Genomic DNA, 26,433 nt, shown 5'->3' on the forward strand with positions numbered 1-26,433 from the left:
CTGACCTCACCATCTCAAGCAAGGAGACCCATCATGTCTCTCATCCATGAAATCGACTACGGCACCCCGGCTTCCAAATCCGAGGCCATGGTGACGCTTACCATCGACGGACAGCAGATCAGCGTGCCCGAGGGCACCTCGATCATGCGCGCCTCAATGGAGGCTGGCATTAAGGTGCCGAAGCTCTGTGCCACCGATATGGTCGATGCTTTCGGCTCCTGCCGGCTCTGCCTCGTCGAGATCGAGGGCCGTAACGGCACGCCCTCCTCCTGCACGACGCCGGTGGCGGCAAACATGGTGGTGCACACGCAGACGGGGCGATTGAAGGATATCCGCCGCGGCGTGATGGAACTCTATATTTCCGACCATCCGCTCGACTGTCTCACTTGCGCAGCCAACGGCGATTGCGAATTGCAGGACATGGCAGGCGCCGTCGGCCTGCGCGATGTGCGCTACGGCTATGAGGGCGACAATCACGTCAAGGCGCGCAGCAATGGCGACATCAATCTGAAATGGATGCCGAAGGACGAGTCCAATCCCTATTTCACCTATGATCCTTCCAAGTGCATCGTCTGTTCGCGCTGCGTGCGCGCCTGCGAGGAAGTACAGGGAACCTTCGCGCTGACGATCGAGGGGCGCGGTTTTGGCTCGCGCGTTTCGCCCGGCATGCATGAGCATTTCATCGATTCCGAATGCGTCTCCTGCGGCGCCTGCGTCCAGGCCTGCCCGACGGCGACGTTGACGGAGAAGTCGGTGATCCAGATCGGCCAACCGGAGCATTCGGCCGTGACGACCTGCGCCTATTGCGGCGTCGGCTGTTCTTTCAAGGCGGAAATGCGCGGCGAGGAACTGGTGCGCATGGTGCCGTGGAAGGACGGTCAGGCCAATCGCGGCCATTCCTGCGTCAAGGGCCGCTTCGCCTATGGCTATTCCACCCATAAGGACCGCATCCTCAATCCGATGATCCGCGAAAAGGTCAGCGATCCCTGGCGGGAAGTGAGCTGGGATGAAGCCTTCGCGCATGTGGCGCTGGAGTTCCGCCGCATCCAGTATCAATATGGCCGCGAGGCGATTGGCGGCATCACCTCGTCGCGCTGCACCAATGAGGAAACGTATCTGGTGCAGAAGCTGATCCGCGCCGGCTTCGGCAACAACAATGTCGATACCTGCGCCCGCGTCTGCCATTCACCGACCGGTTACGGCCTCGGCCAGACCTTCGGCACGTCGGCGGGCACGCAGGATTTCGACAGCGTCGAGCATTCCGACGTCGTCATCGTCATCGGCGCCAATCCGACCGACGGACATCCGGTGTTCGGCTCGCGGCTGAAGAAGCGGCTGCGCCAGGGCGCCAAGCTCATCGTCATCGACCCGCGCCGCACCGATATCGTCCGCTCGCCGCATATCGAGGCCTCCTATCACCTGCCGCTGAAGCCCGGCACCAATGTCGCGGTCATGACGGCGCTGGCGCATGTGATCGTCACCGAAGGCCTCTTTGACGAGGCGTTCATCCGCGAGCGCTGCGACTGGTCGGAGTTCGAGGATTGGGCCGCCTTCGTCGCCGAACCGCAGCACAGTCCCGAAGAGACCGAGATCTTCACCGGCGTGCCGGCGGCGGATCTGCGCGGTGCGGCACGGCTCTATGCCAAGGGCGGCAATGGCGCGATCTACTATGGGCTCGGCGTCACCGAACACAGCCAGGGCTCGACCACGGTCATCGCCATCGCCAACCTGGCGATGGCGACCGGCAATATCGGCCGTCCCGGCGTCGGCGTGAACCCGCTGCGCGGCCAGAACAATGTGCAGGGCTCCTGCGACATGGGCTCGTTCCCGCACGAACTGCCGGGCTACCGGCACATTTCCGACGATGCGACGCGCGATATCTTCGAAAAGCTCTGGGGCGTGAAGCTCAACAACGAGCCGGGCCTGCGTATTCCGAACATGCTGGATGCAGCAGTCGACGGCTCCTTCAAAGGCATCTACATCCAGGGCGAAGACATCCTCCAGTCCGATCCCGATACCAAACATGTCGCGGCCGGGCTTGCGGCGATGGAATGCGTCGTCGTGCAGGATCTGTTCCTCAACGAGACCGCCAATTACGCCCATGTCTTCCTGCCGGGCTCGACCTTCCTTGAGAAGGACGGCACCTTCACCAATGCCGAACGACGCATCAATCGCGTGCGCAAGGTGATGTCGCCGCGCAACGGCTATGGCGACTGGGAAGTGACGCAGAAGCTTGCCCAGGCGATGGCGCTCGACTGGAATTACACCCATCCGTCGGAGATCATGGACGAGATCGCCGCGACGACGCCGAGCTTCGCGATGGTCTCCTACAACTATCTCGATAAAATGGGCTCGGTGCAGTGGCCCTGCAACGAGAAGAACCCGCTCGGCTCGCCGATCATGCATGTCAACGGCTTCGTGCGCGGCAAGGGCAAGTTCATCCGCACCGAATATGTGGCGACCGACGAGCGTACCGGTCCGCGCTTCCCGCTGCTGCTGACAACCGGCCGCATCCTCAGCCAGTACAATGTCGGGGCGCAGACGCGGCGAACCGAGAATGTCCTCTGGCATGCGGAAGACCGGTTGGAAATCCATCCGCACGATGCCGAGCAGCGCGGCGTTCGCGACGGCGACTGGGTGAAGCTCGGCAGCCGCTCCGGCGACACCACGCTCAGGGCGCTGATCACCGATCGCGTCGCGCCGGGTGTCGTCTATACGACCTTCCATCATCCCACGACGCAGGCGAACGTCATCACCACCGATTTCTCCGACTGGGCGACGAACTGCCCGGAATACAAGGTGACGGCGGTGCAGGTCTCGCCCTCCAACGGGCCGAGCGAATGGCAACTCGAATATGACGAGCAAGCGCGGCAATCGCGCCGCATCGCCAGCAAGCTCGAGGCTGCGGAGTGACGATGCGGGGGCGGCTCTTTGGGCAGGAACGCGCATCATGACCTTCACCGTCACCGCCCGTGCGCCCGAAACCGCCCGCCGCAACGGCATCCTCCAGACCGGTTCGCGCATCGTGCCGGAAGAGGTGCCGATCGCCTTTTCCTATGGCGGCAGTTCGCATGCTGTAATGATGGCAACGCCTGATGATCTCGAGGATTTTGCCGTTGGATTCAGCCTGACCGAAGGGATCATCACCGGGCCGGCGGAGATATCAGGCATCGAGGTCGTCCAGGGCGAGCAGGGGATCGATGTGCAGGTGAGCCTGGTCGACGACGTCGCCGATCGGCTGCGGGCGCGACGCCGCAGCATGGCGGGACCGGTCGGCTGCGGGCTCTGCGGCATCGAATCGATCGAACAGGCGGTACGGCCGGTGCCTGACGTTTCGACATTGCCGCTGGCGCTGTCGCATGCGGATATTGTCCGCGCCGTTTCGCTTCTGAACGAGGCACAGCCGCTGCATCGTGAGACGCGGGCGGTGCATGGCGCCGGGTTCTATCTTCCTAGCAGGGGGCTGATTGCCGTGCGTGAAGATGTCGGCCGGCACAATGCGCTGGATAAGCTCTGCGGCGCCGTCATCGGCGCCAGCGAAAGAGGCGGGGACGGCGCCGTTGTCGTCACCAGTCGGCTCTCCGTCGAGATGGTGCAGAAGGCGGCGATCCTCGGCAGCCCGGTGCTCATCGCCATTTCGGCGCCGACGGCTCTCGCCATCCGCACGGCCGAAGAAGCCGGCATGACGCTCGTCGCGCTGGTGCGTGGCGAGGACTTCGAGATTTTCACCCACCCGCACCGCATCTCGCCCGGAAACATTGCCGATGTCGCATGATACCAAGACCAAACTCGTCTATATGGCAAACCAGATCGCCACCTTCTTCAAGAGCCAGCCGGAAAGCGAGGCCGCGCAGGGGGTCGCCACCCATATCAACAAATTCTGGGACCCGCGCATGCGGCGGCAATTGTTCGAAATTCTGGAGAATGAGGAGAATGGCCTGGACGCGCTCGTGCTTCAGGCCGTTCCTCTGATTAGAAAGCCGGAGCCGGTAACACACTAAAGCGCGTTCCTCGCGCTTTAGGTCTTTATTTCAATGCTTTAATTCCAAAATCCAGGATCAATCCGTGCGGGAGGGGAGGCAGGAGCAACCTGCCCGCGCATGTGCCGGTGACAGTAAAAGCTGAAATCAAATCAGATTTGAATCAAGGAGGAGTTTTCATGACTGCAGCGGAAACACGTACAGACGGGGCGTTGGCGGGCCTAGGCCTGCTCGATCGGGAAAGGATCGTCGCAAGGCCCGGGTTCAATCGGTGGCTGGTGCCGCCGGCAGCGCTCGCCATTCATCTCTGCATCGGCATGGCCTATGGTTTCAGCGTGTTCTGGCTGCCGCTTTCCAAGTCGCTCGGGATCACGGCCTCGACGGCCTGCCCCGATCTGACACTCGCCTCGGCGCTGTTCACCACGACCTGCGACTGGCGCGTTGCCGACCTCGGCTGGATCTATACGCTGTTCTTCGTGCTGCTTGGTTCATCCGCCGCCATCTGGGGCGGCTGGCTCGAGCGCGCCGGTCCGCGCAAGGCGGGTGTCGTTTCCGCCTGCTGCTGGTGCGGCGGCATCATTCTTGCCGCGATCGGCGTCATCACCCATCAGCTCTGGCTGATGTGGCTGGGTGCCGGCGTCATCGGCGGCATCGGTCTCGGCCTCGGCTACATCTCGCCGGTCTCGACGCTGATCAAATGGTTTCCCGACCGGCGCGGCATGGCGACCGGTATGGCGATCATGGGCTTCGGCGGCGGTGCGATGATCGGCGCCCCATTGGCCAACCTGCTGATGAATAGTTTCAAAACCGACAGTTCGGTCGGCGTCTGGCAGACCTTCATCGTCATGGCGGCGATCTATTTCGTCTTCATGATGGGCGGCTCCTTCGGCTATCGCATTCCGCCGGCCGGCTGGCGTCCCGAGGGTTGGACGCCGCCTGCAGCCAAGAGCACGATGATCACCACCAAACATGTGCACCTCAGCAATGCCCACAGGACAAAACAGTTCTGGCTGATCTGGGCGGTGCTTTGCCTCAACGTTTCGGCCGGTATCGGCGTTATCGGCATGGCCTCGCCAATGCTGCAGGAAATCTTTGCCGGTTCGCTGATCGGCCTGCCGGATGTCGGCTTCGCCCAGCTCGACGCCGGGCAGAAGGCATCGATCGCCACGATCGCCGCCGGTTTCGCCGGTTTGCTGTCGCTCTTCAACATCGGCGGACGATTCTTCTGGGCGTCGCTGTCCGATAAGATCGGCCGCAAGAATACCTATTATTGCTTCTTCGTCCTCGGCATCGTGCTCTATGCGCTGGCGCCCACTTTCGCAGGCATGGGCAACAAGGCGCTGTTCGTTCTCTCCTTCGGCATCATCCTGTCGATGTACGGCGGCGGCTTCGCGACGATCCCGGCCTATCTTGCCGATATTTTCGGCACGCAGTTCGTCGGCGCCATCCACGGCCGGCTGCTGACGGCCTGGGCAACGGCCGGCATCGTCGGGCCCGTCGTCGTCAACTATATCCGCGAAGCGCAGATTGCCGCCGGCGTTGCACCCGGGCCAACCCTCTATACCGGCACCATGTATATCCTCGCCGGCATGCTGGCGCTCGGGCTGATCGCCAATGCGCTGATCAGGCCTCTTTCGGACAAGTGGTTCATGTCCGATGACGAGGTTGCTGCGCTGCAGGCGAAGTCGGCGGCGGTCAACGCCGGCCCGACGGGTTCCTTCGGCATCGGCACAGGCGGGCTGGACGCCAAGGCGATGCTTGCCTGGGCCGTCGTCGGCATTCCGCTGCTGTGGGGTGTCTGGGTGACGCTGAGGGCAACCTTCGCGCTGTTCGGCTAAGCCATCAAAGCGCGTCGCATGGGTTTCATGCGGCGCGCTTTATCTTCGTATACAGCGCATCTGATCAAAGTGCCGCCTGCACCGGTATGGTTCAGAACTCTTCCCAGCTCTGGGCGGTCGCTGCGCCTGCACTATGCGCCTTTGCGACACGTGAAACGAGGTGCAGCGCCGGTGAGCCCGCCTGTCTTGGCCCAGCTCCGCCGATGGACTGCGTTTGACCCGGTAGGCGGAACCTCGCCAGCAGGACACGCAGCGTTTCGGCTTCTCTCGCAAGGCTGTGGCTGGCGGCGGTACTTTCTTCGACCATCGCGGCATTTTGCTGGGTTGCCTGATCCAGCGTATTGACCGCCTGGTTGATTTCCTTGAGGCCGGTTGCCTGTTCCCTGGAGGCTTCGACGATGGCGACGACATTGCCGTTGATATCGCCGACCTGTGCGACGATCGCCTCGAGCGCCTTGCCGGTCTCGCCGACGAGGCCGACGCCGTTCTTGACATGCTCGCCCGACGTGTTGATCAGTGCCTTGATCTCCTTGGCAGCTTTGGCGGAGCGCTGGGCAAGCTCCCGCACTTCCTGAGCCACGACCGCAAAGCCCTTGCCGGCTTCACCGGCGCGGGCCGCCTCGACGCCGGCATTCAGCGCAAGCAAGTTCGTCTGGAAGGCGATGTCGTCGATGACGCCGATGATGTTGGTGATCTCGCGGGAGGACTGTTCGATCTGACCCATGGCGGCGACGGCATTGCGGACCACGACGCCGGAATGTTCGGCGCCCTGTTTGGTGATGGCGACGAGGCGACCCGCCTCGTCGGCGCTACGGCTGGAATCGTTGACGGTCGTGGTGATCTCCTCCAACGCGGCGGCCGTCTCTTCGATCGATGCTGCTTGCTGTTCCGTTCGCTTGGAGAAGGAGTCGGCCGCTGCGCCGATCTCGCTCGACCCTGCGGCGATCGCACCGGCATTCTCACCGATCGTCTTCATGGTCTCGGATAGGCCTTTGACAGCGGTGTTGAAATCGTGCCGCAGCTCCTCCATCGATGGAACGAAAGGCGTGTCCACCGTTCTTGTCAGGTCGCCTTCGGAGAGATTGCGCAGCGCTGTGCCGAGAAGGGAAATGGCGCTCATGCGCTGGGTAACGTCGGTCGCGAACTTCACGATCTTGTAGACTTTGCCGTCGGCATCGAGGATCGGGTTGTAGGCTGCCTGTATCCAGATTTGCCGGCCACCCTTGCCGAACCTGACAAATTCGTTGGCGATGAACTCGCCCTGCGCCAACCGCTTCCAGAAATTGGTATAATCGGCCGTATCCGTATAGGCACGATCGCAGAACATGCTGTGGTGCTTGCCGGTGATCTCGGCGAGCGAATATCCCATGGCGTTGCAGAAATTCTCGTTGGCGGTCAAGATTTCGCCCGTGGGGGCAAATTCGATCACCGCCTGCGAGCGCGAGATCGCCTCCAGCTTGCCGGAATCCTCCACCGCCTTCTTTTTCGCTGCGGTGATGTCGGCCGCGAATTTCACGACCTTGTATGGTTTGCCCCCTTTGAAAACCGGATTATAGGACGCCTGGATCCATATTTCCCGGTTGCCCTTGGCAAAGCGTTTGTAGGCGCCGGCGTCATATTCGCCGCGTCCGAGCCGCGCCCAGAATTCGCGATACTCCGCGGTTGCCGTATAGGCCCGCTCGCAGAACATGCCGTGATGCTTACCAACGATCTCGCTCAGGCTGTATCCAAGCGCTTTACAGAAATTTTCGTTCGCCTTGAGGATATTTCCTTTGAGATCGAATTCTATGATCGCCTGCGATTTGGAGATGGCATCAAGAATGTATTTCGAATCGGAGCTTAGACCAAACATTCCTGTCCCTTTGAGATGCGCAGCTTTTGCTGCTTAGGCTGGTGGACGCAAGGGTCGACGAGGAGTGCCGGTCCCGGGACGAACCGTTGGCCGGTTCGTAATCCCAAAGTGCCGCAAACGTGTCATCCGAACGCTACACAACCATGCTGACGGGGCATGGTTAATATTGCGTATAAAAGCTGTTGCTAATTTTATGATGTCAGGATGAAAGTCGCAGCTTAACCGTGTGTCTCGCGCAATAAAAAACCGCCCGAGAGGGCGGTTTTCAATAAATTAGTGGTTTTTCAAAGATCAGGCGGCCAGTTCATCCGTCTCGTTTTCCTTGAACATCTTGGCGAGGTTCAGGAAGCAGATCATGCCATTCTCCGAGGCGATGATGCCTTCGCAATAGGCCCGGTCGAAGGAGGCGGTTACCTCGGGCACCGGCTGGACCTGGCTGGACGAGATGGTGAGAATGTCCGAGACGCGGTCGACCAGCATGCCGATGACCATGCTGTGAACTTCGGCGACGACGATGGCGCTGCGCTCATTGGCGACCGTGCTCTTCATGCCGAGCTTGAAAGCAAGATCGATGATCGGGATCACCGAGCCGCGCAGGTTCATGACACCGATGACATCGGCCGGTGCATGCGGGATCGGCGTCGACGGCGCCCAGCCGCGGATTTCGCGGATGGTCGTGGTCTTGACGCAGAATTCCTGATCATGCAGGCGGAAGGCAATAATTTCGAGCGTATCGCCGCTGAAGTTAGTCGAATTGATCGTGGCCATTAGAATTCTTCCCAACTATCGTAAGCCAGGGCAGAAGCGGATGCGCCACCATTGGCGCGGACAAGCTTTGCCTTCATACCACGCGATGGCTTTGCGCTCGGCGAAGCATCGTTATGGTTATCGATGACTTTAGCGAAAGAGTGTTGCCCAAATCTAAATTGGCAGGCGGGATTGCGAAGGTTTTTAACCTTGGATGAAAGCCAGGCGGTTTTGCTGCCGATCTCCTTCGCATTCAAAGTGCTGTAGTCGAGATCGTGAGAAGAATTTTCGCCGATTTACTTAGCTGATCGTCTTTTCGATCTGCGAGACCGCCCAATCCACCTGCTCCCTTGTTATGACCAATGGCGGAGCGAGGCGGATCGTATGGTCGTGGGTATCCTTGGCGAGCAGGCCGCGCTCCTTCAGCGCATGGCAATATTGCCGTGCGCCGCCGGCTTCGGGTTCCAGCTCGATGGCCATCATCAGGCCGCGGCCGCGCACGTCCCTGACGATGTTCGAGCGGATCGACCTCAAGCCTTCGAGGAAGTAGTCGCCCATAACTGCGGCGTTCTCGATCATGCCCTCTTCCGTCAGCACCTTGAGTGCTGCGCGCGCCACTGCGCAGGCGAGTGGATTGCCGCCGAAGGTCGAGCCGTGCTGGCCAGGCTTCAGCACGCCCAGAACCTCGGAATTCGAAAGCACGGCCGACACCGGATAGAAGCCGCCGGACAGCGCCTTGCCGATCAGCGTCACGTCGGCCTCGATGCCTTCGTGCTCCTCGGCCAGCAGCTTGCCGGTACGGCCGAGGCCGGTCTGGATCTCGTCGAGGATGAGGGTGACGTTGTTTGCCGTGCAAAGCTCGCGGATGCGGGTGAAATAGCCCGCCGGCGGGATGATCACGCCGGCTTCGCCCTGGATCGGCTCGATCAGGGCGGCCACGGTATTGCCGTTGATTGCGGCGGCGAAAGCCTCGGCATCGCCGAAGGGAATGATGCGGAAACCTGACGTATAGGGGCCGAAACCGCTGCGGGCGTCGGGATCTGTCGAAAAGCTGATGATGCTCAGCGTCCGGCCATGGAAATTATCGGCGCAGACGATGATCTCCGCCTTGCCCTCCGGCACGCCCTTGACCTCGTATCCCCATTTGCGCACCGCCTTGATGGCGGTCTCCACCGCTTCGGCGCCGGAATTCATCGGCAGGATCTTGTGTGATCCAGTGAGAGCCGCGAGCTCTTCGTAGAGATAGGCGAGCTGATCATTGCGGAAGGCGCGGGAGGTGAGTGTCAGCCTGCCCGCCTGCTCGACCATGGCGGCGAGGATCTTCGGATGACAATGGCCCTGGTTGACGGCGGAATAGGCCGAGAGGCAATCGAGATAACGGTTGCCGTCGGTATCCCAGACATAAACACCTTCGCCGCGCGTCAGCACCACGTCGAGCGGCTTGTAGTTATGGGCGCCGAGCCGTTGTTCCGTGGCGATCAGTTTTTCCGAAGTGTTCATGGCCGTTCTCCCACTAATCTTATTTCAACGCATGTCGTTGTCGCAAAACCGCTGCACACTTTTGCTCGACATGCTCTTACGCGGCGCGTGTCGGACGATCGAAGATACGGCGGCCAAACAGGCTTGCCGTCAGCTCGACCAGGATGCGGGCGCTCTTGCCGCGATCGTCGAGAAACGGATTGAGCTCGACGAGATCGAGCGACGAGACGAGGCCGCTGTCCGAAAGCATTTCCATGACCAGATGCGCCTCGCGAAAGGTCGCACCGCCAGGCACCGTCGTGCCGACGCCGGGGGCAATCTCGGGATCGAGGAAATCGAGGTCGAGGCTGACATGCAGCAGGCCGTTCGCCTTGGTGACGACATCGAGGATCTCACGCATGATGGCGCCGATGCCCTGCTCGTCGATCGCGCGCATGTCGAAGACATTGACGCCGTGTTCGTGGATTTCCTCGCGCTCGCGCGCATCGACCGAACGGATGCCGACCTGGAAGACATTCTTCGGATCGACGAACGGACGGTCGTTCGGCAGGATCTCGGCGAACTCCGCCTCGCCGCAGAAGAAGGCGACCGGCATGCCATGAATATTGCCGGAGGGCGACGTCGCCGGAGAATTGAAATCGGCATGGGCATCGAGCCAGAGCACGAAGAGCGGGCGGCCTTTGCTGGCGGCATAGCGGGCCATTCCGGAGACGCTGCCCATGGAAAGGCTGTGGTCGCCGCCAAGAATCAGCGGGAAACGGCCGGAGGCGGCCACGTCGTGGACGCTGCTTTCGAGGGCGCGCGTGAAGGCGCCGACGATCCTCAGATTGTGGGCTTTTGGATGGTTCGGCAGATCCATCGCCGGCACGATCCTGAGATCGCCGATATCGGCGACGTCATGGCCAAGCTCGATCAGCGTCTGGTCGACGCCGGCTATGCGCAGGGCCGCGGGGCCCATGGCAGCCCCTCTGCGGCCGGAGCCTTCTTCCAGCGGCGCGCCGATGAGGGTGACAGATCGCGATTGCGCATTCATGTGGAGGGCTCCGTGTTGAGGCCTGTTTCGGCCGATAGTGGGACAAAGGGCTGGCGGCAAAAAGATGGAAAAGTGTCAGAAATGGACTATGATTGCGCAGATTGATAAACCCATTTTGACAAAGTGATCAGCGTGGATGATCTCGACACCGAACTTCTGAGTGCACTTCGCCATAACGCCCGGATTTCCGTCTCCTCGCTTGCGGCGATGACCGGCGCATCGCGGGCAACGGTTGCCACCCGTATCGACCGGCTGGTGGCCAGCGGCACCATCGTCGGCTTCACCATCCGCCCCGGCCATGAGACGCGCTCCGCCGGCGTGCGCGCCATCGTCATGATCGAGGTGCTCGGCAAGCTCGCCGACAGGGTGGCCGATCAGTTAAGGGGCCTGCCGCAGGTGCGCGCGCTTCACAGCACCAACGGCAAATGGGATTTCGTCGCCGAACTCGAGGATCGCGACCTTGCCGCCTTCGACGAGACGCTGCGCCGCATCCGGCTAATCAACGGCATCAATTCGACCGAGACCAACATCCTTCTGAAGACCAGCAAAACCGGTTTCTAAGCCGGCTTAAAGCTCGTGCATGCTGTCCTCAAACTGCTGCACAGCTTCTTGCGAGAGGCATCAATATTCCCGTTCGTAGACAATCCCGGCTTCGCCCTCACCGTTGCCACCGGCCCCCCCGCGCAGCTTGACGCCGCGGCCGACATCGAGGTTGATCACCGCCTTGGCGCCAGCCGAACCGCCCTGCTGCAACTCGAAATAGGTGCGGTCGTTGAGGTAGCGGCCGACGCTGACGCTCGTCTGGCCCTTGGAATCGGTGCTGACGTCGAAATCGTCGACGCCGAGCTGGTTGCGCAGGCCTTCGAAAAGCGACGTCGAGCGGTTGCCGGCCAGCTGACTGACCGCGTCGGCGAGCTGAGCGATCTGCACCGGCGAGAGCTTCGACATCGACTGGCCGAAGATCAGCTGCGCCAGCACCTCGTCCTGCGGCAGTTCGGGCGAGGAGGAGAAGGTGATCGCGGGGTCGGTAGCGAGGCCGGCGACGTCGACGGTCAGCGTCGTCGAGCCTGAGGCCGAGGTCGCTTCCATATCGAGCGCCGGCGTCAGGTCGCCGGCGAAGGTGATCCTGCTCTTGTCGGAAAAATCCAGCCGGCGGTTGAGAATGGTCATGCGGCCGCGGCGCATGGTGAAACCGCCGGTCACGATGGGTGCAGCCGCCGTTCCGCGGATCGTCACCAGACCGCCAAGCTCGGCATCGATGCCGCGGCCGCGCACGAAGATATGCGAGGGCGCGTCGATTTCGAGATCCAGCGTGATCACGGAGGATTTCTCTCCGGGTTTCTGCTCGCCGTCATCCCGCAACTGCGCAAGTACAGCCCGCGGCGCATTCTTGTGGCGGATGTCGATTTCTCTCAGCGAGGTGGGCAATTTTTCCGGGACCGTGATCGAGGTCTTGTCCAGTCGAAGCTTGCCGCTTAGCGTCGCATTGGTGATCGGCCCGCGCAGGCCGACCGTGCCATTGACTGTCGAGACGACAAGGGTTCCATCGACATAGACCGCCTTGTCGAGCTTGATCGAAATGTCAGCGGGAAAACCTCCGGCCGGCTGGATGCCGATGGTGCCGCTGGCCGAAATCGTACCGCCGCCGCCAAGGTTGCCGGTGAGGCGCGATATCACGGCCTGGCTGCCATTGAAGGTCACGGTCGCCGTCAGATTGTTGACGGCCATATTGCGCCGAACGTCGACGAGCTTTGCGCCATTGGTCGAGACAGTGCCGTTGATGACGGGTGCTGCGGCCGTTCCGCCAATCTGCAGGTTGACGGTGGCGACGCCGTCCGCGACGAGGCCCTGTTGCGCAAGCGGGGCGCCGAGCACGGCGAAAGGAAGATTGCCTGTGAAGCGCATGTCCATGGCGCGATTGCCTGTGATGACGACGCTGCCGCCGCCCTTCAGCGACATGCCGGCGTCACCGGCAAGACTGGTATCGACCGTCAGCTTGTTTCCGGCAAGTTTGCCTGATGCGCCGATGCTGAACGGCGAAAGGCCGGCACCTTTTGTCTGGCTCGTCGCTGCGTTCTTCCAGTCGACCTTGAAGTCGACGGAGGGCGCCGATAGCGCGCCGGTGGCTTTTACGGTCGCAGAGACCGCGCCCTCGGCTGCAAGGCCGGGAACGAAGCCGTTGGCAATGCCGGCCGGAAGATTGTTGGTATTCGCCGTGACATCGAGCGACCGGATCGACGTGCCGGCGATGGCAAGATTGCCGGCAGCTTTCAGCGCGATGCCGCCGCCGCCGTTGAGGGCGGCATCGAAATCCAGCCTGTCACCGGTGTATTTTCCCGTCGCCGCCAGCGCAAGGCGAGATAGGCCGGCAGCCTTGGTGTGGCTGGTAGCGGCATCCTTCCAGTCGAGCTTGAAATCGACGATCGGATTTGCCGGCGTTCCCGACGTCACGGCGCTTGCCGAAAGCGTGCCTTCGGCACCGAGTCCTGGAACGAAGGCGTTTGCGATATTTGCCGGCAGCGCCGGAATATCGGCATTGATCGAAAGGTCCCGGATGGCCGTTCCCGCGATCGTCACGCCGCCCGTCGCCTTGGCCAACACACCGTCCTTACCGGCGAGATTGGCGTCGAAATCGACCCTGTCGTTGGCGAATTTGCCGGAGGCTGCAGCACTCAGGCCCGAAAGGCCGCTGCTCTTGGTCTGGGCGGTCGCGGCGTTCTTCCAGTCGAGCTTGAAATCGACCGCCGGCTTCGGAAGCGCGCCGGAAGCGGATGCCGTTCCCGAGACAGTGCCTTCGGCGGCAAGACCCGGGACGAAGCCGTTGGCGAGGCCTGCCGGAAGGTTGGCGAGATCGGCCTTGACGTCAAGATCGCGGACCGACGTGCCTGAAATCGCGACGTTGCCGGCGGCCTTCAGCGAGAGGCCGTCCTTGCCGGCGAGATTGGCATCGAAATCGAGCCGGTTGTCGGCGAAGCGTCCCGATGCGGCAAGTGCGAGGCCCGAGAGATGAGCGCTTCGGGTATGGCTGGTCGCAGCATCCATCCAGTCGAGCTTGAAATCGGCTTTCGGTGCGGCGGGTGTCCCGGCGGCGGACAGAGTGCCTGATACCGTGCCGCCGGCCGCCAGATCGGGAACGAAGGCATTTGCGAGACTGGCGGGAAGCTTGGCGATCTCGGCATCGACCTTGATGCTGTCGATCGCCGTACCGGCGAGTGCGACATTGCCCATGGCCTTCAGCGAGAGGTCTTTGTCGCCGCTGACTGCAACATCGAAATCAAGCTTGTTGTCGGCAAGTTTTCCCGATGCGGTCACGCCGAGCGCGGCGAGGCCGGCACGTTTCGTGTGACTCGTCGCAGCGTCTTTCCAATTGAGGTCGAAATCGGCACTCGGGGCGGAAAGCGATCCGCTGGCCGAGATCTTTCCTGAGATCGCGCCTGCGGCGGCGAGATCGGCGACGAAGCTGTTTGCGATATTCGCCGGGACATTTGCCAGCGCTGCATCGACTTTGATGCTGTCGATCGCCGTACCGGCCAATGCGACATTGCCCATGGCCTTCAGTGAGAGGTCTTTATCGCCGCTGACTGCCGCATTGAAATCAAGCTTGTTGTCGGCAAATTTTCCCGATGCGGTCACGCCGAGCGCGGCGAGGCCGGCACGTTTCGTGTGGCTCGTCGCAGCGTCTTTCCAATTGAGATCGAAATCGGCACTCGGGGCGGAAAGCGACCCGCTGGCCGTGATCTTTCCTGAGACCGCGCCTTCGGCGGCGAGATCGGGGACGAAGCTGTTTGCGATATTTGCCGGAACATTCGCCAGTGCGGCGTCGACCGTGACGTTGCCGATTGTCGTGCCCGTGATGGCGACATTGCCGTTTGCCTTCAGCGAGAGGCTGTTGGCACCGCCGATCACGGTGTCGAAATCGAGCTGGTTGTCGGCGAATTTTCCGGATGTCTTGACGGCGAGCTCGGCAAGGCCGGCACGCTTCGTCTGGCTCGTCGCAGCACTTTTCCAATCGAGATCGAAATTGGCGGTGGGATTAGCGAGGGAGCCGGAGGCCGCCAGTTTTCCCGTAATCGTGCCTTCGGCGGCGAGATCGGGAACGAAACCATTGGCGATGCGGGCAGGCAGATTGAGGATATCGGCGTCGACATCGAGCACCGGCGCCTTCGGGTCGGCGAGCGTGACATTGCCGGCAGCCTTGAGCGACAGGCCGTCATTGCTGCCGACCGTCGTGTCGAAATCGAGCTTATTGTCGGCGAATTTGCCGCCGGCGGTGATGCCGAGCGGTGCCAGACCCGCCCCCTTCGTCTGGCCCGTCGTCGCATCTTTCCAGTCGAGCTTGAAGTCAGCGACCGGTGCTGCCGGCGTTCCGGTCACGGCAATGGTTCCGGAGATCGTGCCGCCGGCTGACAGGTTCGGCACGAAACTGTTGGCGAGCGCTGCCGGCAGCTCGCGGATATCTGCATCAAGCTTCAGCGTTTCGCCGGCGGAACCGGTGACGGTCACCGAACCGGCGCCGGTCTTCAGCGTCAGTCCGTTCAGGCTGGCGGCACCGCCGCCGATTGAGACCTGCGTCGGTGCGGCAAGCTCGATCGGGATATTGCGGGGGCTTGCCGAGAAGCGATCGAGGTTCAGGTGCATCGTGCCGCCGGCCGCTTCGATATTGCCGGCGGCCAGTACGGGATTGCCGTCATAGGCAGCATCGAGATCGAAATCGGTATGGTCTTGCTGCTTGGTAAAATCGAGCGAAAGGCCGGCGAGCCTGTTCGTTCCGGCGCTCACCTCCTCGGCCTTGACCGTGCCGTTTGCCGCGAGGGCTTTGAGATCGCTGACCGTGACATCGATATCCGGCTTGACGATCGCAAGAGTATCACGGCGGATCGAGCCGCCGGTTGCAAGCAGCTTGAGCGCAATCTTGCCGCCGTCGCTGCTGACGCCGAGCGAACCCTTGAGATCGCCTTCGGCCTTCTGTCCGCCGAGTGCGGCGAGCAGGCCGACATTGGGGAAATCGAAGGTCAGTGCGGCTGTTGGCTCCAGGGTCGGCGAGAAGTCCGCATTGCCGGTCAGTCGGTTGCCGCCGATATCGGCGGTCAGAGCCGGAATGCTTATCTTGCCGTCCTGCGAGGTGATGTTGCCGTTGATGCCGATCGGTTGGCCATCGATTGTGCCGGTGGCGGCGATCTTGCCCTGCGGCGCCTTGGGATCGGCGAGACCCGACAGGTCGATATTGAGGTTGCCGAGCACGCGGTCGGCCATTTTAAGGCTGGGCGCCTTGAGATTGGCCGTGACGGAGATTGCCGGGAGCTCACCTCCCACTCTCAACGCATAACCCGCCCCGCCGCTGGCGCCGGGGATGAGCTTGCCGATGTCAGGCAACCGGCCGGAGAGATCGGCGTTCAAGATCCCGCCGTCGAGCGCGACGTTGCCGGCGGCTTCGAGCGTGCCGGACTTCAGGACGAGGTTGGACAGCGCGAATTTCGACGGGATGGTGCCGACCACCTGGCTCTCGAGCGAGATCGGCCCGTCGAACTTGCCTGTTGCCGCAGCCGGCAGGGCTGCCGGATTGATCATGAGCTTGAGGTTGCCGGTCAGCGCTTGGTCCGTCAGCCGATAGGAGCCGTTGAGGCTGCCGTTGATATTGGCGCTTTCGACGGTGGTGCCGTTGAAGCCGATACCGGAGGGCGAGATCTGCAGCGGCGAGGCGATGGTGATCGGGCCTTGGACCGCACGATTGAGGTTTGGCTCGGCAAAGGTCGCGTCGCCGGCAACAAGGCGCAGCTGGACGCTGCCGGAACGGGCGGCGAGATTGAAGGCGTCGCTCTTTGCCGTCAGTTTGATGTTGCCGATATTGGCCTGCGGCAGGGTTGCGGTGTCGAGCGAGCCGCTGACGTTCAGTCGGGCGGTCTGCGCATCGCCTGTTAGTGCCAGGTTGAGGCCTGATATCAGGAAGCGGGCTTCGCCTTCGGCGAGCGGCCAGCGGAAATCGACAGGCCCCGACGTGCCGAGCAGATTGGCGTTCAGGCTGTTGTTGCCGGCAGGATCGAGGGTGCCCGAGGCGGCGATCACAACGCTGCCGGTGGCGATATTGCCGGTCTGGATATCGATCTTGCCGTGATTATCGAAGGTGGTGGCAAGATCGATATTGGTCTGGCCGGCAAAAAGCGGCCGGAATGCCGATGGAAGCAGCGAGCTCAGGTCACCGCCGCCCTTGAGGTCGAGGTGGTGCAGCCCGTCTTCCGTAATCTGGTGCCGCGCTTCGATTGCGGCACGCTGCTGCCCGTCGAGGGCAGCCTGCAATTTGCCTTTCCAATCGGATATCGGCCCCTGGCCATCGAGATCGATGTTGACGGCCGGGCTGTCCGGCAGACCGAGAAAGCCTGCCAGCAGCCCGCCCTTCGGCTCGGACAGCTGCGCCTTCAGCCGCAGCCGGTTTTCGGCTGGCGCAAAAGCGATGTCGGCGGCAAGCCGCGCATCCGGAACCGCGTGACGGCTGACATTGACGACGGCCTCGCCGCCATCGCCGTTCGCCGAAAGGCTGCCTTCGGCGGCGAGCGCAAAGGCGCGGCCGGCAACGGGTGCGGCAAGTTTGATATCGGGCAGCGCGATGCGGTCTATATCGACCTTGATCGGAAGGCTGAATCCGCCAGAATTTTCAGCCTTCGGCCGCGAGGGCAGGGTGCGCACCGGCTTGCGCAGCACGTTGATCGCTTCGATCTCGAAGCGTTTGGCATGGAAGGTTCCGGTCAGCAGCGCAAGCGGATTCCAGTCGATCGCGACGCCATGAATTTCCGCAAAGACGCCCCTGGTGTCGGAGATGGAGATCTCGGCGGCGCGAAGCCCGCCGGTCAAAAGGCCTTGCGGTTCGCGAACCTCGATCGTCATGTCGCGATTGGACAGCGTGGAGGCTATCTTTTCGGTGACGATGCGGGCACCAAAACTGGTGAAGCCGAAGATCGCCAGTGCTACGACCGCGAGAATCAACGTGGCGCCGACGACATAGCCGGTGAGCCGTACGACCCAGTTGACGATTTTTGTCAGCGTTTGCATCGGCGCGGACACTACCCCGTTTTCATGACGGCCCACAGATCGGAAAACACGAGCGGAACCGGCAATCCTAGAAAGATTGGCCGATGCCGGCGTAGATTCCGTAATCTGTGCCATCTTCGTACTTGTTCAGCGGCATGGCAAAATCAAGCCGCAGCGGGCCGAAAGGCGTTGCATATCGTATTCCGGCGCCGGCACCGGCGCGAATATCGGAAAAACCCGGAAAGGTGCTGTCCGATACGGTGCCGACATCGATGAAAGGCACGATGCCGATCGTATCGGTGATCTTGATGCGGGCCTCCAGCGAACCGGTCACATAGGAACGGCCGCCGGTGGGATCGCCATCGTCGTTATAGGGCGAGATTTCCTGATAGCTGTATCCGCGCACGGAGCCGCCGCCGCCGGCAAAGAAGCGCTGCGTGGCGGGAATGTCCCCAATGCTGTCGCCGCCGATCAGGACGCCGGCGGCAACCTTGCCGGCAAGCACCACGCCGTCTTCCTGTCCGAACGGCAAGTAGCCGGAGATCGAGCCCTCGAATGCCGCATAGGGCGTGGCGTTGAAGATCTCGTAGCCGGGCTTAGCCGAGAGCGTCGCGCGATAACCCTCCGTCGGGTTGAATTTGTCGTCACGTGCGTCGCGATCATATTGGATCGGCAAGGTGAAGGTCAGATAGTCGTTCGTGCCGAAGGCGTCGTCGTCGCGCTCCCAGCTGACCTCGCCGCTCGCCGAGACGGTGTCCTGGTCGGTCAGTTCGTAGGAAAGGCCGAGCGAGGCGGTGACGAGCGTGGCGTTATAGGCATCCGGATTTTCGGTCTTGGCGACGATGCCGGCCTTCAGCGTGGCGGCGGGAAAGAAGGCGCCGGGCTTGGTGAACAGGATGCCGGCGGAATAGTCGAGGCTGCCGACATCGGTCGTTTCGCCAAGCCGCGAGACCGCTCCCTCGATCCTCAGCGTTTCGGCTTCGCCAAAAAGGTTGCGGTGGCCCCAATAGCCCTGAACACCGAAGCCGTCGGTGGTGGAATATTGCGCGCCGACGCCGAAGTAGCGCCTCTTGCCCTCTGAAACTTCGATCGTCATCGGCAAGGTGCCGTCCGATGCCAGCGCATCTCCTTGGTGAATGGTGACGCTCGAAAAGACGCCGAGGGCGCGAAGCCGCTCGCCGGCTTTCTTCAACGTTTCCAAGGAATAGGCTTCGCCCTTGTTCAGCCGGGAATAACGCTGGATGAAAGCTGGCTTGACGGTCTTCTCGCCGGTGACGCCGACATCGCCGACCGGAGCGATGGGGCCGCCCTCGGCAGCAAGGACGATATCGACGGTATCGCTGTTGTGATCGGCGACCACCTTGCGTTCGGTCAACTTGGCGAAGGGCCGGCCTTCGCTCTTCAATTGTTCGACGATCTTGTCGCCGGCCCTGATGATCGCGAGCGAGCCGGCCTGCGCGCCCGGGGCGAGATCGTAATCGGCGGGATTATGGTTTGCGGCATCGCCGCCGAACTGGACCTCCCTGACCTTGAAAACGGGGCCGGGAGCAATGGCGACGGTGACGGGGATCGGCCCGGACCGGTCGAATGTCGGATTGGGCGGCAGGTCGTCGATATTCTTGCCGTCGATGGTGATCGTCACCAGGCCGCCATAACGGGCCTTTTCATACAGAGTGGCGATCAGCCGCTCCCGGTCGTCGCGCGCCTTGACGACGACGCCGAGATCGCCGGAAACCGGCAGCTTCTGGTCGCTGACGAGACGGGAACTGTTTTCCAGCGCTTCTTTCAGGTCCGGATCGGCGGTATCGGCTTTGAGGTCGACCTGGTAGCGCACCGGATCGGGCACCTGTTCGCCTTCGTCTTCCTCTTTGCCGAAAATGGTGATGCCGAAAAGCTTGAAGGCGTAAGCGTCGCCGATCAGCACCGGTGAGAACGCAGCCGCCGCTGCGACCACCATCATGGTGCCTGTTCGCCGATACGCAGTACCTGTTTTCGGGCCTGTCCCTCTGATCCGCATCCGCCGCTTTTGGTTGTGTCTACATTGAAGCTTCGTTGCCCAGCCATGAACAGCTTAGCGGCAAAATCGCGCGAGGTGTACCATTTTAAATTGCCAACGCGCTAATTTAGCACAAAAAATCCCGGACCTGTGTCCGGGATTTCTTGAATTTGCCGATTTCAGTGCGCTCTCAGCGCGGGCAACTATCGATATAGCGGCGGCCGTAGCGGTCGCGATAGTAGCACTGGCCGGGCTGTTCGGCGACGCTGCCGATGAGGGCGCCGGACACGCCGCCGATAGCGGCGCCGACTGCCGCGCCACGGACGTTGCCGGTGACTACGCCGCCGATGACGGCGCCTGATGCAGCGCCGATGCCGGCGCCTTGCTGCGTCGGCGTGCAGCTTGCGATCGACAAGCCGATCAATGCGAGTATGACAACTTTCTTCATCTTTTCTCTCCGAGGTTGTTGCCCAGCGGGCAAAGGCCGTCCCTTTTATTTTTTGTCAGGCTAGACCGAAAACTATGTCGGAAGAAAGGGTTGTCCACTGCTGTCCTGATTTTTTTCGATACAGGATGTTGTCGCCAGCTGCACGGTTTCGCGAATTTCCATTATGCTTGCCACATCAATTTCGTTGATCGCGGCTCGCATATTCTTTATCTGGAATCATTCAAAACTCTGCGCCTTTTGCCGCAGTTGATGTTAAAGCAAAGGGCAAGGGTTGACGCGCGAACGTCCGGTCAGCAAGAACGGTCGCGTGATACTGGAGCATATGATGGATTTCGAAGCGTATTTTAAAAGCGAGCTGGACGGGCTTCACATCGAGGGCCGTTACCGCGTTTTTGCCGATCTCGAACGTCACCGCGGCAATTTTCCGCGCGCGACGCGCCATACGGCCGATGGCGCAAAAGAAGTTACCGTCTGGTGCTCCAACGACTATCTCGGCATGGGCCAGCATCCCAAGGTGATCGAGGCGATGAAGAACGCCATCGACCACTGTGGCGCGGGTGCGGGAGGCACCCGGAATATCTCTGGCACCAACCATCACCACGTCGTGCTCGAACGTGAGCTTGCCGATCTGCACGGCAAGGAAGCGGCCCTGATCTTCACATCAGGCTATGTTTCCAACTGGGCGGCACTCGGCACGCTCGGTGCGAAGATTCCCGGGCTCATAATCTTCTCCGACGCTATGAACCATGCCTCGATGATCGAGGGTATTCGCCACGCCAAGTGCGACAAGGTGATCTGGAAGCACAATGACGTGGCCGATCTCGAGGCCAAGCTCGCTGCCGCCGATCCGAGGGCGCCGAAGCTGATCGCCTTCGAGAGCGTCTATTCGATGGATGGCGATATCGCCCCGATCAAGGAGATCTGCGATCTCGCCGACAAATATGGCGCGATGACCTATCTCGACGAAGTGCATGCCGTCGGCATGTACGGCCCGCGTGGCGGCGGCATTGCCGAACGCGAGGGGCTGATGGACCGGTTGACCGTCATCGAGGGCACGCTCGGCAAGGCTTTCGGGGTGATGGGCGGCTATATCGCCGCTTCGACGGCGCTTTGCGATTTCATTCGCTCGTTTGCCTCCGGCTTCATCTTCACCACGGCGCTGCCGCCGGCACTTGCCGCCGGCGCCGTCGCCTCGATCCAGCACCTGAAGGTCAGCCAGTTCGAGCGCGCCCGCCATCAAGATCGTGTCCGCAAGCTGAGAGCGCTGCTCGACCAGCGCGGCATTCCGCATATGCCCAATCCGAGCCATATCGTGCCGGTGCTGGTCGGCGATGCGGCCAAGTGCAAGTGGATCTCCGATCTGCTGCTCGACAATTGCGGCGTCTACGTCCAGCCGATCAACTATCCGACCGTGCCGAAGAAGACCGAGCGCCTGCGCATTACGCCGACGCCGCTGCATTCCGACGCCGATATCGCCCATCTGGTTGAGGCGCTGCATTCGCTCTGGTCGCGCTGCGCACTCGCAAGGCACGTCGCCTGATTTTTCGATGATCGCTCGGTTCGAACCGTAATTCAGGGCCTCCACCGGAGGCTCTGATAGCGATCGGTCTTGCTCCCGCAAGACGCTGGAACAAACCTCCCTTGCCCGTCCAAGATCGTCCGCTCTGCGCTTGGTCTTAACACCGATGACACATCGCAATCGGCCTGACCGATGCGCATCGATCTTTCCCTGTGCTTGCCTCTTGCCGCAACTGTGTTGCCGATCCGAGCTTTGGTGTGGCGTGAGAAAACCTTTTCTCACTTGACATAAGGATTGGTAAAAGCTTTTCTCAGATCACTTCAGAAGGAGGACGTTCTGAACATATCGGGAGGAAAAAGAGGCAGGATCACCATCCACGAGGTGGCGGCGGCTGCCGCGGTCAGCATCTCGACGGCGTCGAAAGCTCTCAACGATACCGGCCGGATGGGGTCGGAAACGCGCGAACGGGTGAAACGGATCGCCGCCGAGATCGGATACCGGCCGAATGCTCTGGCGAGAGGTCTTCTCAGCAAGCGCAGCTTCACCATCGGGCTGCTGACGAACGATACTTACGGCCGTTTCACGCTGCCTGTCATGGCGGGTATCTCGGATGCTCTCGTCGATCACGGCGTTTCGGTCTTCCTGTGCGCCATCGAAGACGATCCGGCGCTCGCCCAGATCCATGTCGATGCGATGCTGGACAAACAGGTCGACGGCATCATTGCGACGGGAAAACGCCTGGATCGGCGCCTGCCTGTCGATCTTTCGAATTTGCATGTGCCTGTCGTCTACGCATTCACGGAGGGGACGCAGAACAGTGTCACCTTCCGTTCGGACGACGAACAGGGTGCGCGGCTGGCGGTGGAATGGCTCGTGAAGATCGGACGGCGGCGGATTGCGCACATCACCGGGCCGGAGGACTTCTTCTCAGTGCGGGAACGTGCCGGCGCCTATCACGAGGTGGCAGGTCACCGTGAGCCGGTGCTCTACGGCGTCTGGTCGGAAAGCTGGGGGCATGATGCGGTCGAACAGCTTTGGAAGAGGTCGGGAGAAAAACCGGATGCTCTCTTCTGCGGCAATGACCAGATCGCCCGCGGCGCGGTGGATGCGTTGCGCGAGCGCGGCGTCAAGGTGCCGCAGGACGTCTCGGTCATCGGCTTCGACAATTGGGAGATTGTCGCGGCCCAGACGCGGCCGCCGCTGACGACGGTGGACATGGAACTGAAGGAGCTCGGGCGGCAAGCCGGATTGACGGTGCTCGCGCTTGCGGAAGGACGGCCTGTCGAGCCGGGAGTGAGGAAATTGCCGTGCCGGCTGATCGTCCGGCAGTCATGCGGGGGTACAGCCCCGAAGGAATGAGAACAAGAGAATGAGCAAAGGCGCGAGGAGATGCGCCATATCGGGAGGAGTGTCATGATCAAGCGTCTATTGGCGGCGACCAGCATCGCTACCTTGTGCCTGTTTTCGGCCGCGTCAGCTGCCGAGAATGTCGAAATGTGGGTTCGTACGGGGATCGGCGACGCCTTCAAGAAGGTCGTCGAAGCCTATAATTCCGGTCACGAGAACAAGGTCGTGATGACCGAGGTGCCGTTCTCCGAACTCGTGCAGAAATATGCGACGGCGATCGCCGGCGGACAGGCGCCGGACGCCCTGTCGATGGATCTGATCTATAATCCGGCCTTTGCTGCGGCCGGCCAGCTGGAAGACCTGACGGACTGGGCAAAATCCCTGCCCTATTTCAACTCGCTTTCGCCATCGCATGTTCGCCTCGGCACCTATCAGGACCGGATTTACGGCCTGCCGCTTTCGGTCGAGACCTCCGTCTTTGCCTGGAACAAGGATCTCTACAAGAAGGCAGGTCTCGACCCGGAAAAGGCACCTGTAAATTGGGACGAAATCACCGCCAATGCCGAGAAGATCCGGGCGCTGGGTGACGATACCTACGGCTTCTATTTCTCCGGCGGCGGCTGCGGCGGCTGCATGATCTTCACCTTCACGCCGTTGGTCTGGGGTGCGGGCGCCGATATCCTGTCGGCCGACAGCAAGACGGCGACGCTCGATACGCCGCAGATGCGCAAGGCCGTCGATATCTACCGCAACATGATCAAGAAGGACCTCGTGCCGGCAGGAGCCGCCAGCGACAACGGCGCCAACTTCCTGACCTTCACCAACGGCAAGATCGGCCAGCAGAGCCTTGGCGCCTTTGCCATCGGCACGCTGGTGACCGAGCATCCCGATATCAACTTCGGCGTAACGCTCATTCCTGGCGTCGACGGGAAGCCTTCGTCCTTTGCCGGCGGCGACAACTTCGTCATCACCAAGGGCACGAAGAAGATCGACGCGGTGAAGGAGTTCATCGAATATGTATATTCGATGGACGGCCAGAAGATCATGGCGAAGTATGGCAGCCTGCCGACGCGTGGCGATATCGCCGACAAGGTGCTTGAGGGCCTCGATCCGCGCATGCAGGTCGGCCTGAAGGCGATCGGTGTGGCCAAGACCCCCTATACGCTGCAGTTCAACGATCTGATCAACAGCGCCAACGGGCCATGGGCAAGCTTCACCAACGCCGCGATCTTCGGCGAGGACGTCGACGGCGCGTTTTCGAGTGCGCAATCGGAAATGCAATCGATCATCGATAGCGGCCAGTAAACTCTCCCCCGGCCGCGGCCGGGGAGCGGTGGCAGCTTCCCGGCCAATCCCACTCGACAGATGCGGAGCGTTTGATGACCGGTTCCGGTTCAGAGATTCTATTGCCTCGACGCAGGCGACGGCGCCGATCGAACTGGCGCGGCCTCGTCTACATCGCACCGGCCATGGCGCTGGTCATCGTCTTCTTTATCATGCCGGTTCTCTTCACCGGATGGATGAGCCTGCACAACTGGCCGCTGATGGGGGCGTCCCGCTGGATCGGCTTCAACAATTATTTCCGCATGGCCAACGATACCCGTTTTATGACGGCACTGAATTTCACGGCCTATTATACCGTGATCGTCACCATCGCGATCTTCGCGATCGCGTTTCCGCTGGCAATCTTCGTCGAGAAGGAACGGCAGTTCGTCGGCGCCTACCGGACGATCATCTTCCTGCCCGTCGTGGTCGGTCTTGCGACAGCCTCGCTGCTGTGGGTCTGGCTCGCCAATGTCGATAGCGGCTTCATCGGCCCGGCCTTGAAGGCGCTCGGCCTCGTCGAAAAGAGCCCCAATCTTCTTGCGACCTTCGACACCGCCTTTCTGACGATCGTGGTGATGGTCGTCTGGAAGATCGCCGGCTTCACCATGATCATTCTTTTGACCGGGCTTCAGGCCATTCCGTCCGAGCTGACGGAGGCTGCCCGCATCGACGGCGCCGGCCGCTGGCAGCGTTTCCGGCATCTGACGCTGCCGCTGATGCGCAAGACGATCGCACTGGCGCTGATCGTCTCCGTCACCGGTTCGATCCTCGCTTTCGATCAGTTCTACATCATGACGTCAGGCGGACCGCAGAACAAGATGATCTCGGTGGTCTACTACATCTTCAATCAGTCGTTCGTGTCGTTCAATCTTGGTTATGGCGCAGCGCTGTCGATCGTGCTTCTCGCCATCCTAATGGCGATCAGCATCGTGCAGCTCTGGCTGCTTCGCGTCGGGGAGGAGCGTCCATGACCACTTCAAGGGAGCGCCGCGCGCGCAAGGCCATCCGGACGAAGTCGGCCTATCACCTGACCGGCATCGCTATCTCGATCTTCTTTCTCGCCCCCTTCGTGATCACCTTGTTGTCGTCCTTTCGGCATGGCACGGAGGCCAGCCTGCCGCCATTGCCGCCATGGCCGACATCCGGCGTCAGCATTGATTCCTACGCACTGCTCGATACGTTCGGCGCCGGTATCTGGCGGCACATGATCAATTCGCTGTTCGTTTCGGTCGCCACGGTGGTGCTCACCGTCGCCGTCAGCCTGCTCGCCGGCTACGGCTTCTCGCGGTACCGATTCCCGATGAAGAATGCGCTTTTCGTGCTGATCATCGCGACGCTGATGATCCCGTTCCAATCGATCCTGACGCCGCTCTTCATCATCCTGGCAAAGCTCGGCCTCAACAATTCGCTGCTTGGGCTGACGCTCGTCTATGTGACGCTTCAACTGCCCTTTTCGGTGTTCATGATGCGCAACGCCTTCGATGCGGTGCCGAAGGAGATCGAAGAGGCCGCGCGCATCGACGGCGCACGCGACCTCAGGCTCTTGGTCCGGGTTCTGCTGCCGCTGGTGCTTCCCGGTGTCGCGACGGTGGCGATCTTTGCCTTCCTCAATGCCTGGAACGAGTTTCTGGCCGCCCTCGTGCTGCTCTCCAGCAACGAGAAATACACCCTGCCGGTGCTGATGACGGCGGTTCGCGCCGGGCGGCTCGGCGCCATCAACTGGGGAGCGGTGCAGGCCGGTGTCGTCGTCATGACGATCCCTTGCCTGATCGTCTTCCTGCTCCTGCAACGCTACTACATGCGCGGGCTGATGGCCGGCGCCGTGAAATGATCCCAAGAAGGTAG

At 61.5% G+C, this 26,433-nt stretch carries 17 protein-coding genes; 10 read left to right on the forward strand and 7 right to left on the reverse strand.

Translation table 11 applies throughout. From position 1 onward, the window contains the following. Positions 1-33: 33 nt before the first annotated feature. The 4 genes from fdhF (at position 34) to HX899_RS15315 (ending at position 5,818) form a co-directional block, all read left to right on the forward strand. Complete coding sequence (gene fdhF, locus HX899_RS15300; protein ID WP_181292765.1) at positions 34-2,913, forward strand: formate dehydrogenase subunit alpha; 2,880 nt, start codon at positions 34-36, stop codon at positions 2,911-2,913. A gap of 37 nt (positions 2,914-2,950) precedes the next feature. Then, positions 2,951-3,775, forward strand: a complete 825-nt coding sequence (gene fdhD / locus HX899_RS15305) for a formate dehydrogenase accessory sulfurtransferase FdhD (protein ID WP_181292766.1) — start codon at positions 2,951-2,953, stop codon at positions 3,773-3,775. Beyond that, the gene (locus HX899_RS15310) at positions 3,765-4,001 is read left to right on the forward strand and encodes a formate dehydrogenase subunit delta (RefSeq protein ID WP_018448151.1); all 237 of its coding nucleotides are present in this window, start codon (positions 3,765-3,767) and stop codon (positions 3,999-4,001) included. The genes fdhD and HX899_RS15310 overlap by 11 nt, the downstream gene beginning before the upstream one ends. A 158-nt stretch (positions 4,002-4,159) precedes the next feature. Next, positions 4,160-5,818, forward strand: a complete 1,659-nt coding sequence (locus HX899_RS15315) for an OFA family MFS transporter (RefSeq protein WP_181292767.1) — start codon at positions 4,160-4,162, stop codon at positions 5,816-5,818. Positions 5,819-5,909: 91 nt separating this feature from the next. On the opposite strand, the gene HX899_RS15320 is transcribed toward HX899_RS15315, so the two are convergent. The 4 genes from HX899_RS15320 to rocF form a co-directional block, all read right to left on the reverse strand. Next, on the reverse strand, positions 5,910-7,670 hold the full coding sequence (locus tag HX899_RS15320; RefSeq protein ID WP_181292768.1) for a PAS domain-containing methyl-accepting chemotaxis protein: 1,761 nt from the start codon (positions 7,668-7,670) through the stop codon (positions 5,910-5,912). Between the two features lie 291 nt (positions 7,671-7,961). Next, a complete protein-coding gene (locus tag HX899_RS15325) occupies positions 7,962-8,438 on the reverse strand; it encodes a chemotaxis protein CheW (RefSeq protein WP_003543427.1) in 477 nt (158 codons plus the stop codon). A 279-nt stretch (positions 8,439-8,717) separates the two neighbouring features. Next, positions 8,718-9,917 carry an ornithine--oxo-acid transaminase gene (rocD, locus tag HX899_RS15330; RefSeq protein ID WP_181292769.1) on the reverse strand — a complete coding sequence of 400 codons (1,200 nt, stop codon included), beginning with the start codon at positions 9,915-9,917 and terminating at the stop codon, positions 8,718-8,720. A gap of 76 nt (positions 9,918-9,993) precedes the next feature. Then, positions 9,994-10,929 carry an arginase gene (gene rocF / locus HX899_RS15335; RefSeq protein WP_138331734.1) on the reverse strand — a complete coding sequence of 312 codons (936 nt, stop codon included), beginning with the start codon at positions 10,927-10,929 and terminating at the stop codon, positions 9,994-9,996. 123 nt (positions 10,930-11,052) lie between these two features. On the opposite strand from rocF, the gene HX899_RS15340 reads away from it, so the two are divergent. Then, positions 11,053-11,490 carry an Lrp/AsnC family transcriptional regulator gene (locus HX899_RS15340; RefSeq protein WP_181292770.1) on the forward strand — a complete coding sequence of 146 codons (438 nt, stop codon included), beginning with the start codon at positions 11,053-11,055 and terminating at the stop codon, positions 11,488-11,490. 60 nt (positions 11,491-11,550) lie between these two features. Here the strand turns inward: HX899_RS15340 and HX899_RS15345 are convergent, their stop codons facing one another. The 3 genes from HX899_RS15345 to HX899_RS15355 form a co-directional block, all read right to left on the reverse strand. Further along, positions 11,551-17,973: a translocation/assembly module TamB domain-containing protein gene (locus HX899_RS15345; RefSeq protein ID WP_181292771.1), complete on the reverse strand. Its 6,423-nt coding sequence runs from the start codon at positions 17,971-17,973 to the stop codon at positions 11,551-11,553. Positions 17,974-18,040: 67 nt separating this feature from the next. Then, entirely contained in the window at positions 18,041-19,969 is a 1,929-nt protein-coding gene (locus tag HX899_RS15350) for an autotransporter assembly complex family protein (protein ID WP_181292772.1), read from the reverse strand. Between the two features lie 169 nt (positions 19,970-20,138). After that, positions 20,139-20,396 carry a YMGG-like glycine zipper-containing protein gene (locus HX899_RS15355; protein WP_012759223.1) on the reverse strand — a complete coding sequence of 86 codons (258 nt, stop codon included), beginning with the start codon at positions 20,394-20,396 and terminating at the stop codon, positions 20,139-20,141. Between the two features lie 325 nt (positions 20,397-20,721). Between HX899_RS15355 and hemA the strand changes: the two genes are divergently transcribed. The 5 genes from hemA to HX899_RS15380 all read left to right on the forward strand — a co-directional run bounded on the left by hemA (position 20,722) and on the right by HX899_RS15380 (position 26,419). Next, positions 20,722-21,936: a 5-aminolevulinate synthase gene (gene hemA, locus HX899_RS15360; RefSeq protein WP_138331732.1), complete on the forward strand. Its 1,215-nt coding sequence runs from the start codon at positions 20,722-20,724 to the stop codon at positions 21,934-21,936. Between the two features lie 360 nt (positions 21,937-22,296). Then, a complete protein-coding gene (locus HX899_RS15365) occupies positions 22,297-23,274 on the forward strand; it encodes a LacI family DNA-binding transcriptional regulator (protein WP_138332022.1) in 978 nt (325 codons plus the stop codon). A gap of 54 nt (positions 23,275-23,328) precedes the next feature. Next, positions 23,329-24,567, forward strand: coding sequence for a sugar ABC transporter substrate-binding protein (locus tag HX899_RS15370; RefSeq protein WP_138331731.1), 1,239 nt, complete (start codon positions 23,329-23,331; stop codon positions 24,565-24,567). A gap of 74 nt (positions 24,568-24,641) precedes the next feature. Then, complete coding sequence (locus tag HX899_RS15375; protein ID WP_129421912.1) at positions 24,642-25,559, forward strand: carbohydrate ABC transporter permease; 918 nt, start codon at positions 24,642-24,644, stop codon at positions 25,557-25,559. Continuing rightward, on the forward strand, positions 25,556-26,419 hold the full coding sequence (locus HX899_RS15380) for a carbohydrate ABC transporter permease (RefSeq protein ID WP_072640387.1): 864 nt from the start codon (positions 25,556-25,558) through the stop codon (positions 26,417-26,419). Before HX899_RS15375 ends, HX899_RS15380 begins: the two co-directional genes overlap by 4 nt. Positions 26,420-26,433 lie beyond the last annotated feature (14 nt).

The sequence above is a fragment of the Rhizobium sp. WYCCWR 11146 genome (genome assembly GCF_013591995.1).
Classification (GTDB): domain Bacteria; phylum Pseudomonadota; class Alphaproteobacteria; order Rhizobiales; family Rhizobiaceae; genus Rhizobium; species Rhizobium indicum.

Excerpts from the sequence above, each read along its gene's own strand:
- HX899_RS15320 (WP_181292768.1), bottom strand. The coding sequence starts at position 7,670 with ATGTTTGGTCTAAGCTCCGATTCGAAATACATTCTTGATGCCATCTCC.
- HX899_RS15355 (WP_012759223.1), bottom strand. The coding sequence starts at position 20,396 with ATGAAGAAAGTTGTCATACTCGCATTGATCGGCTTGTCGATCGCAAGC.
- HX899_RS15325 (WP_003543427.1), bottom strand. The coding sequence starts at position 8,438 with ATGGCCACGATCAATTCGACTAACTTCAGCGGCGATACGCTCGAAATT.
- HX899_RS15315 (WP_181292767.1), top strand. The coding sequence starts at position 4,160 with ATGACTGCAGCGGAAACACGTACAGACGGGGCGTTGGCGGGCCTAGGC.
- HX899_RS15350 (WP_181292772.1), bottom strand. The coding sequence starts at position 19,969 with ATGCGGATCAGAGGGACAGGCCCGAAAACAGGTACTGCGTATCGGCGA.
- HX899_RS15345 (WP_181292771.1), bottom strand. The coding sequence starts at position 17,973 with ATGCAAACGCTGACAAAAATCGTCAACTGGGTCGTACGGCTCACCGGC.
- rocF (WP_138331734.1), bottom strand. The coding sequence starts at position 10,929 with ATGAATGCGCAATCGCGATCTGTCACCCTCATCGGCGCGCCGCTGGAA.
- fdhF (WP_181292765.1), top strand. The coding sequence starts at position 34 with ATGTCTCTCATCCATGAAATCGACTACGGCACCCCGGCTTCCAAATCC.
- HX899_RS15380 (WP_072640387.1), top strand. The coding sequence starts at position 25,556 with ATGACCACTTCAAGGGAGCGCCGCGCGCGCAAGGCCATCCGGACGAAG.
- rocD (WP_181292769.1), bottom strand. The coding sequence starts at position 9,917 with ATGAACACTTCGGAAAAACTGATCGCCACGGAACAACGGCTCGGCGCC.
- HX899_RS15370 (WP_138331731.1), top strand. The coding sequence starts at position 23,329 with ATGATCAAGCGTCTATTGGCGGCGACCAGCATCGCTACCTTGTGCCTG.
- HX899_RS15375 (WP_129421912.1), top strand. The coding sequence starts at position 24,642 with ATGACCGGTTCCGGTTCAGAGATTCTATTGCCTCGACGCAGGCGACGG.
- hemA (WP_138331732.1), top strand. The coding sequence starts at position 20,722 with ATGGATTTCGAAGCGTATTTTAAAAGCGAGCTGGACGGGCTTCACATC.
- fdhD (WP_181292766.1), top strand. The coding sequence starts at position 2,951 with ATGACCTTCACCGTCACCGCCCGTGCGCCCGAAACCGCCCGCCGCAAC.
- HX899_RS15310 (WP_018448151.1), top strand. The coding sequence starts at position 3,765 with ATGTCGCATGATACCAAGACCAAACTCGTCTATATGGCAAACCAGATC.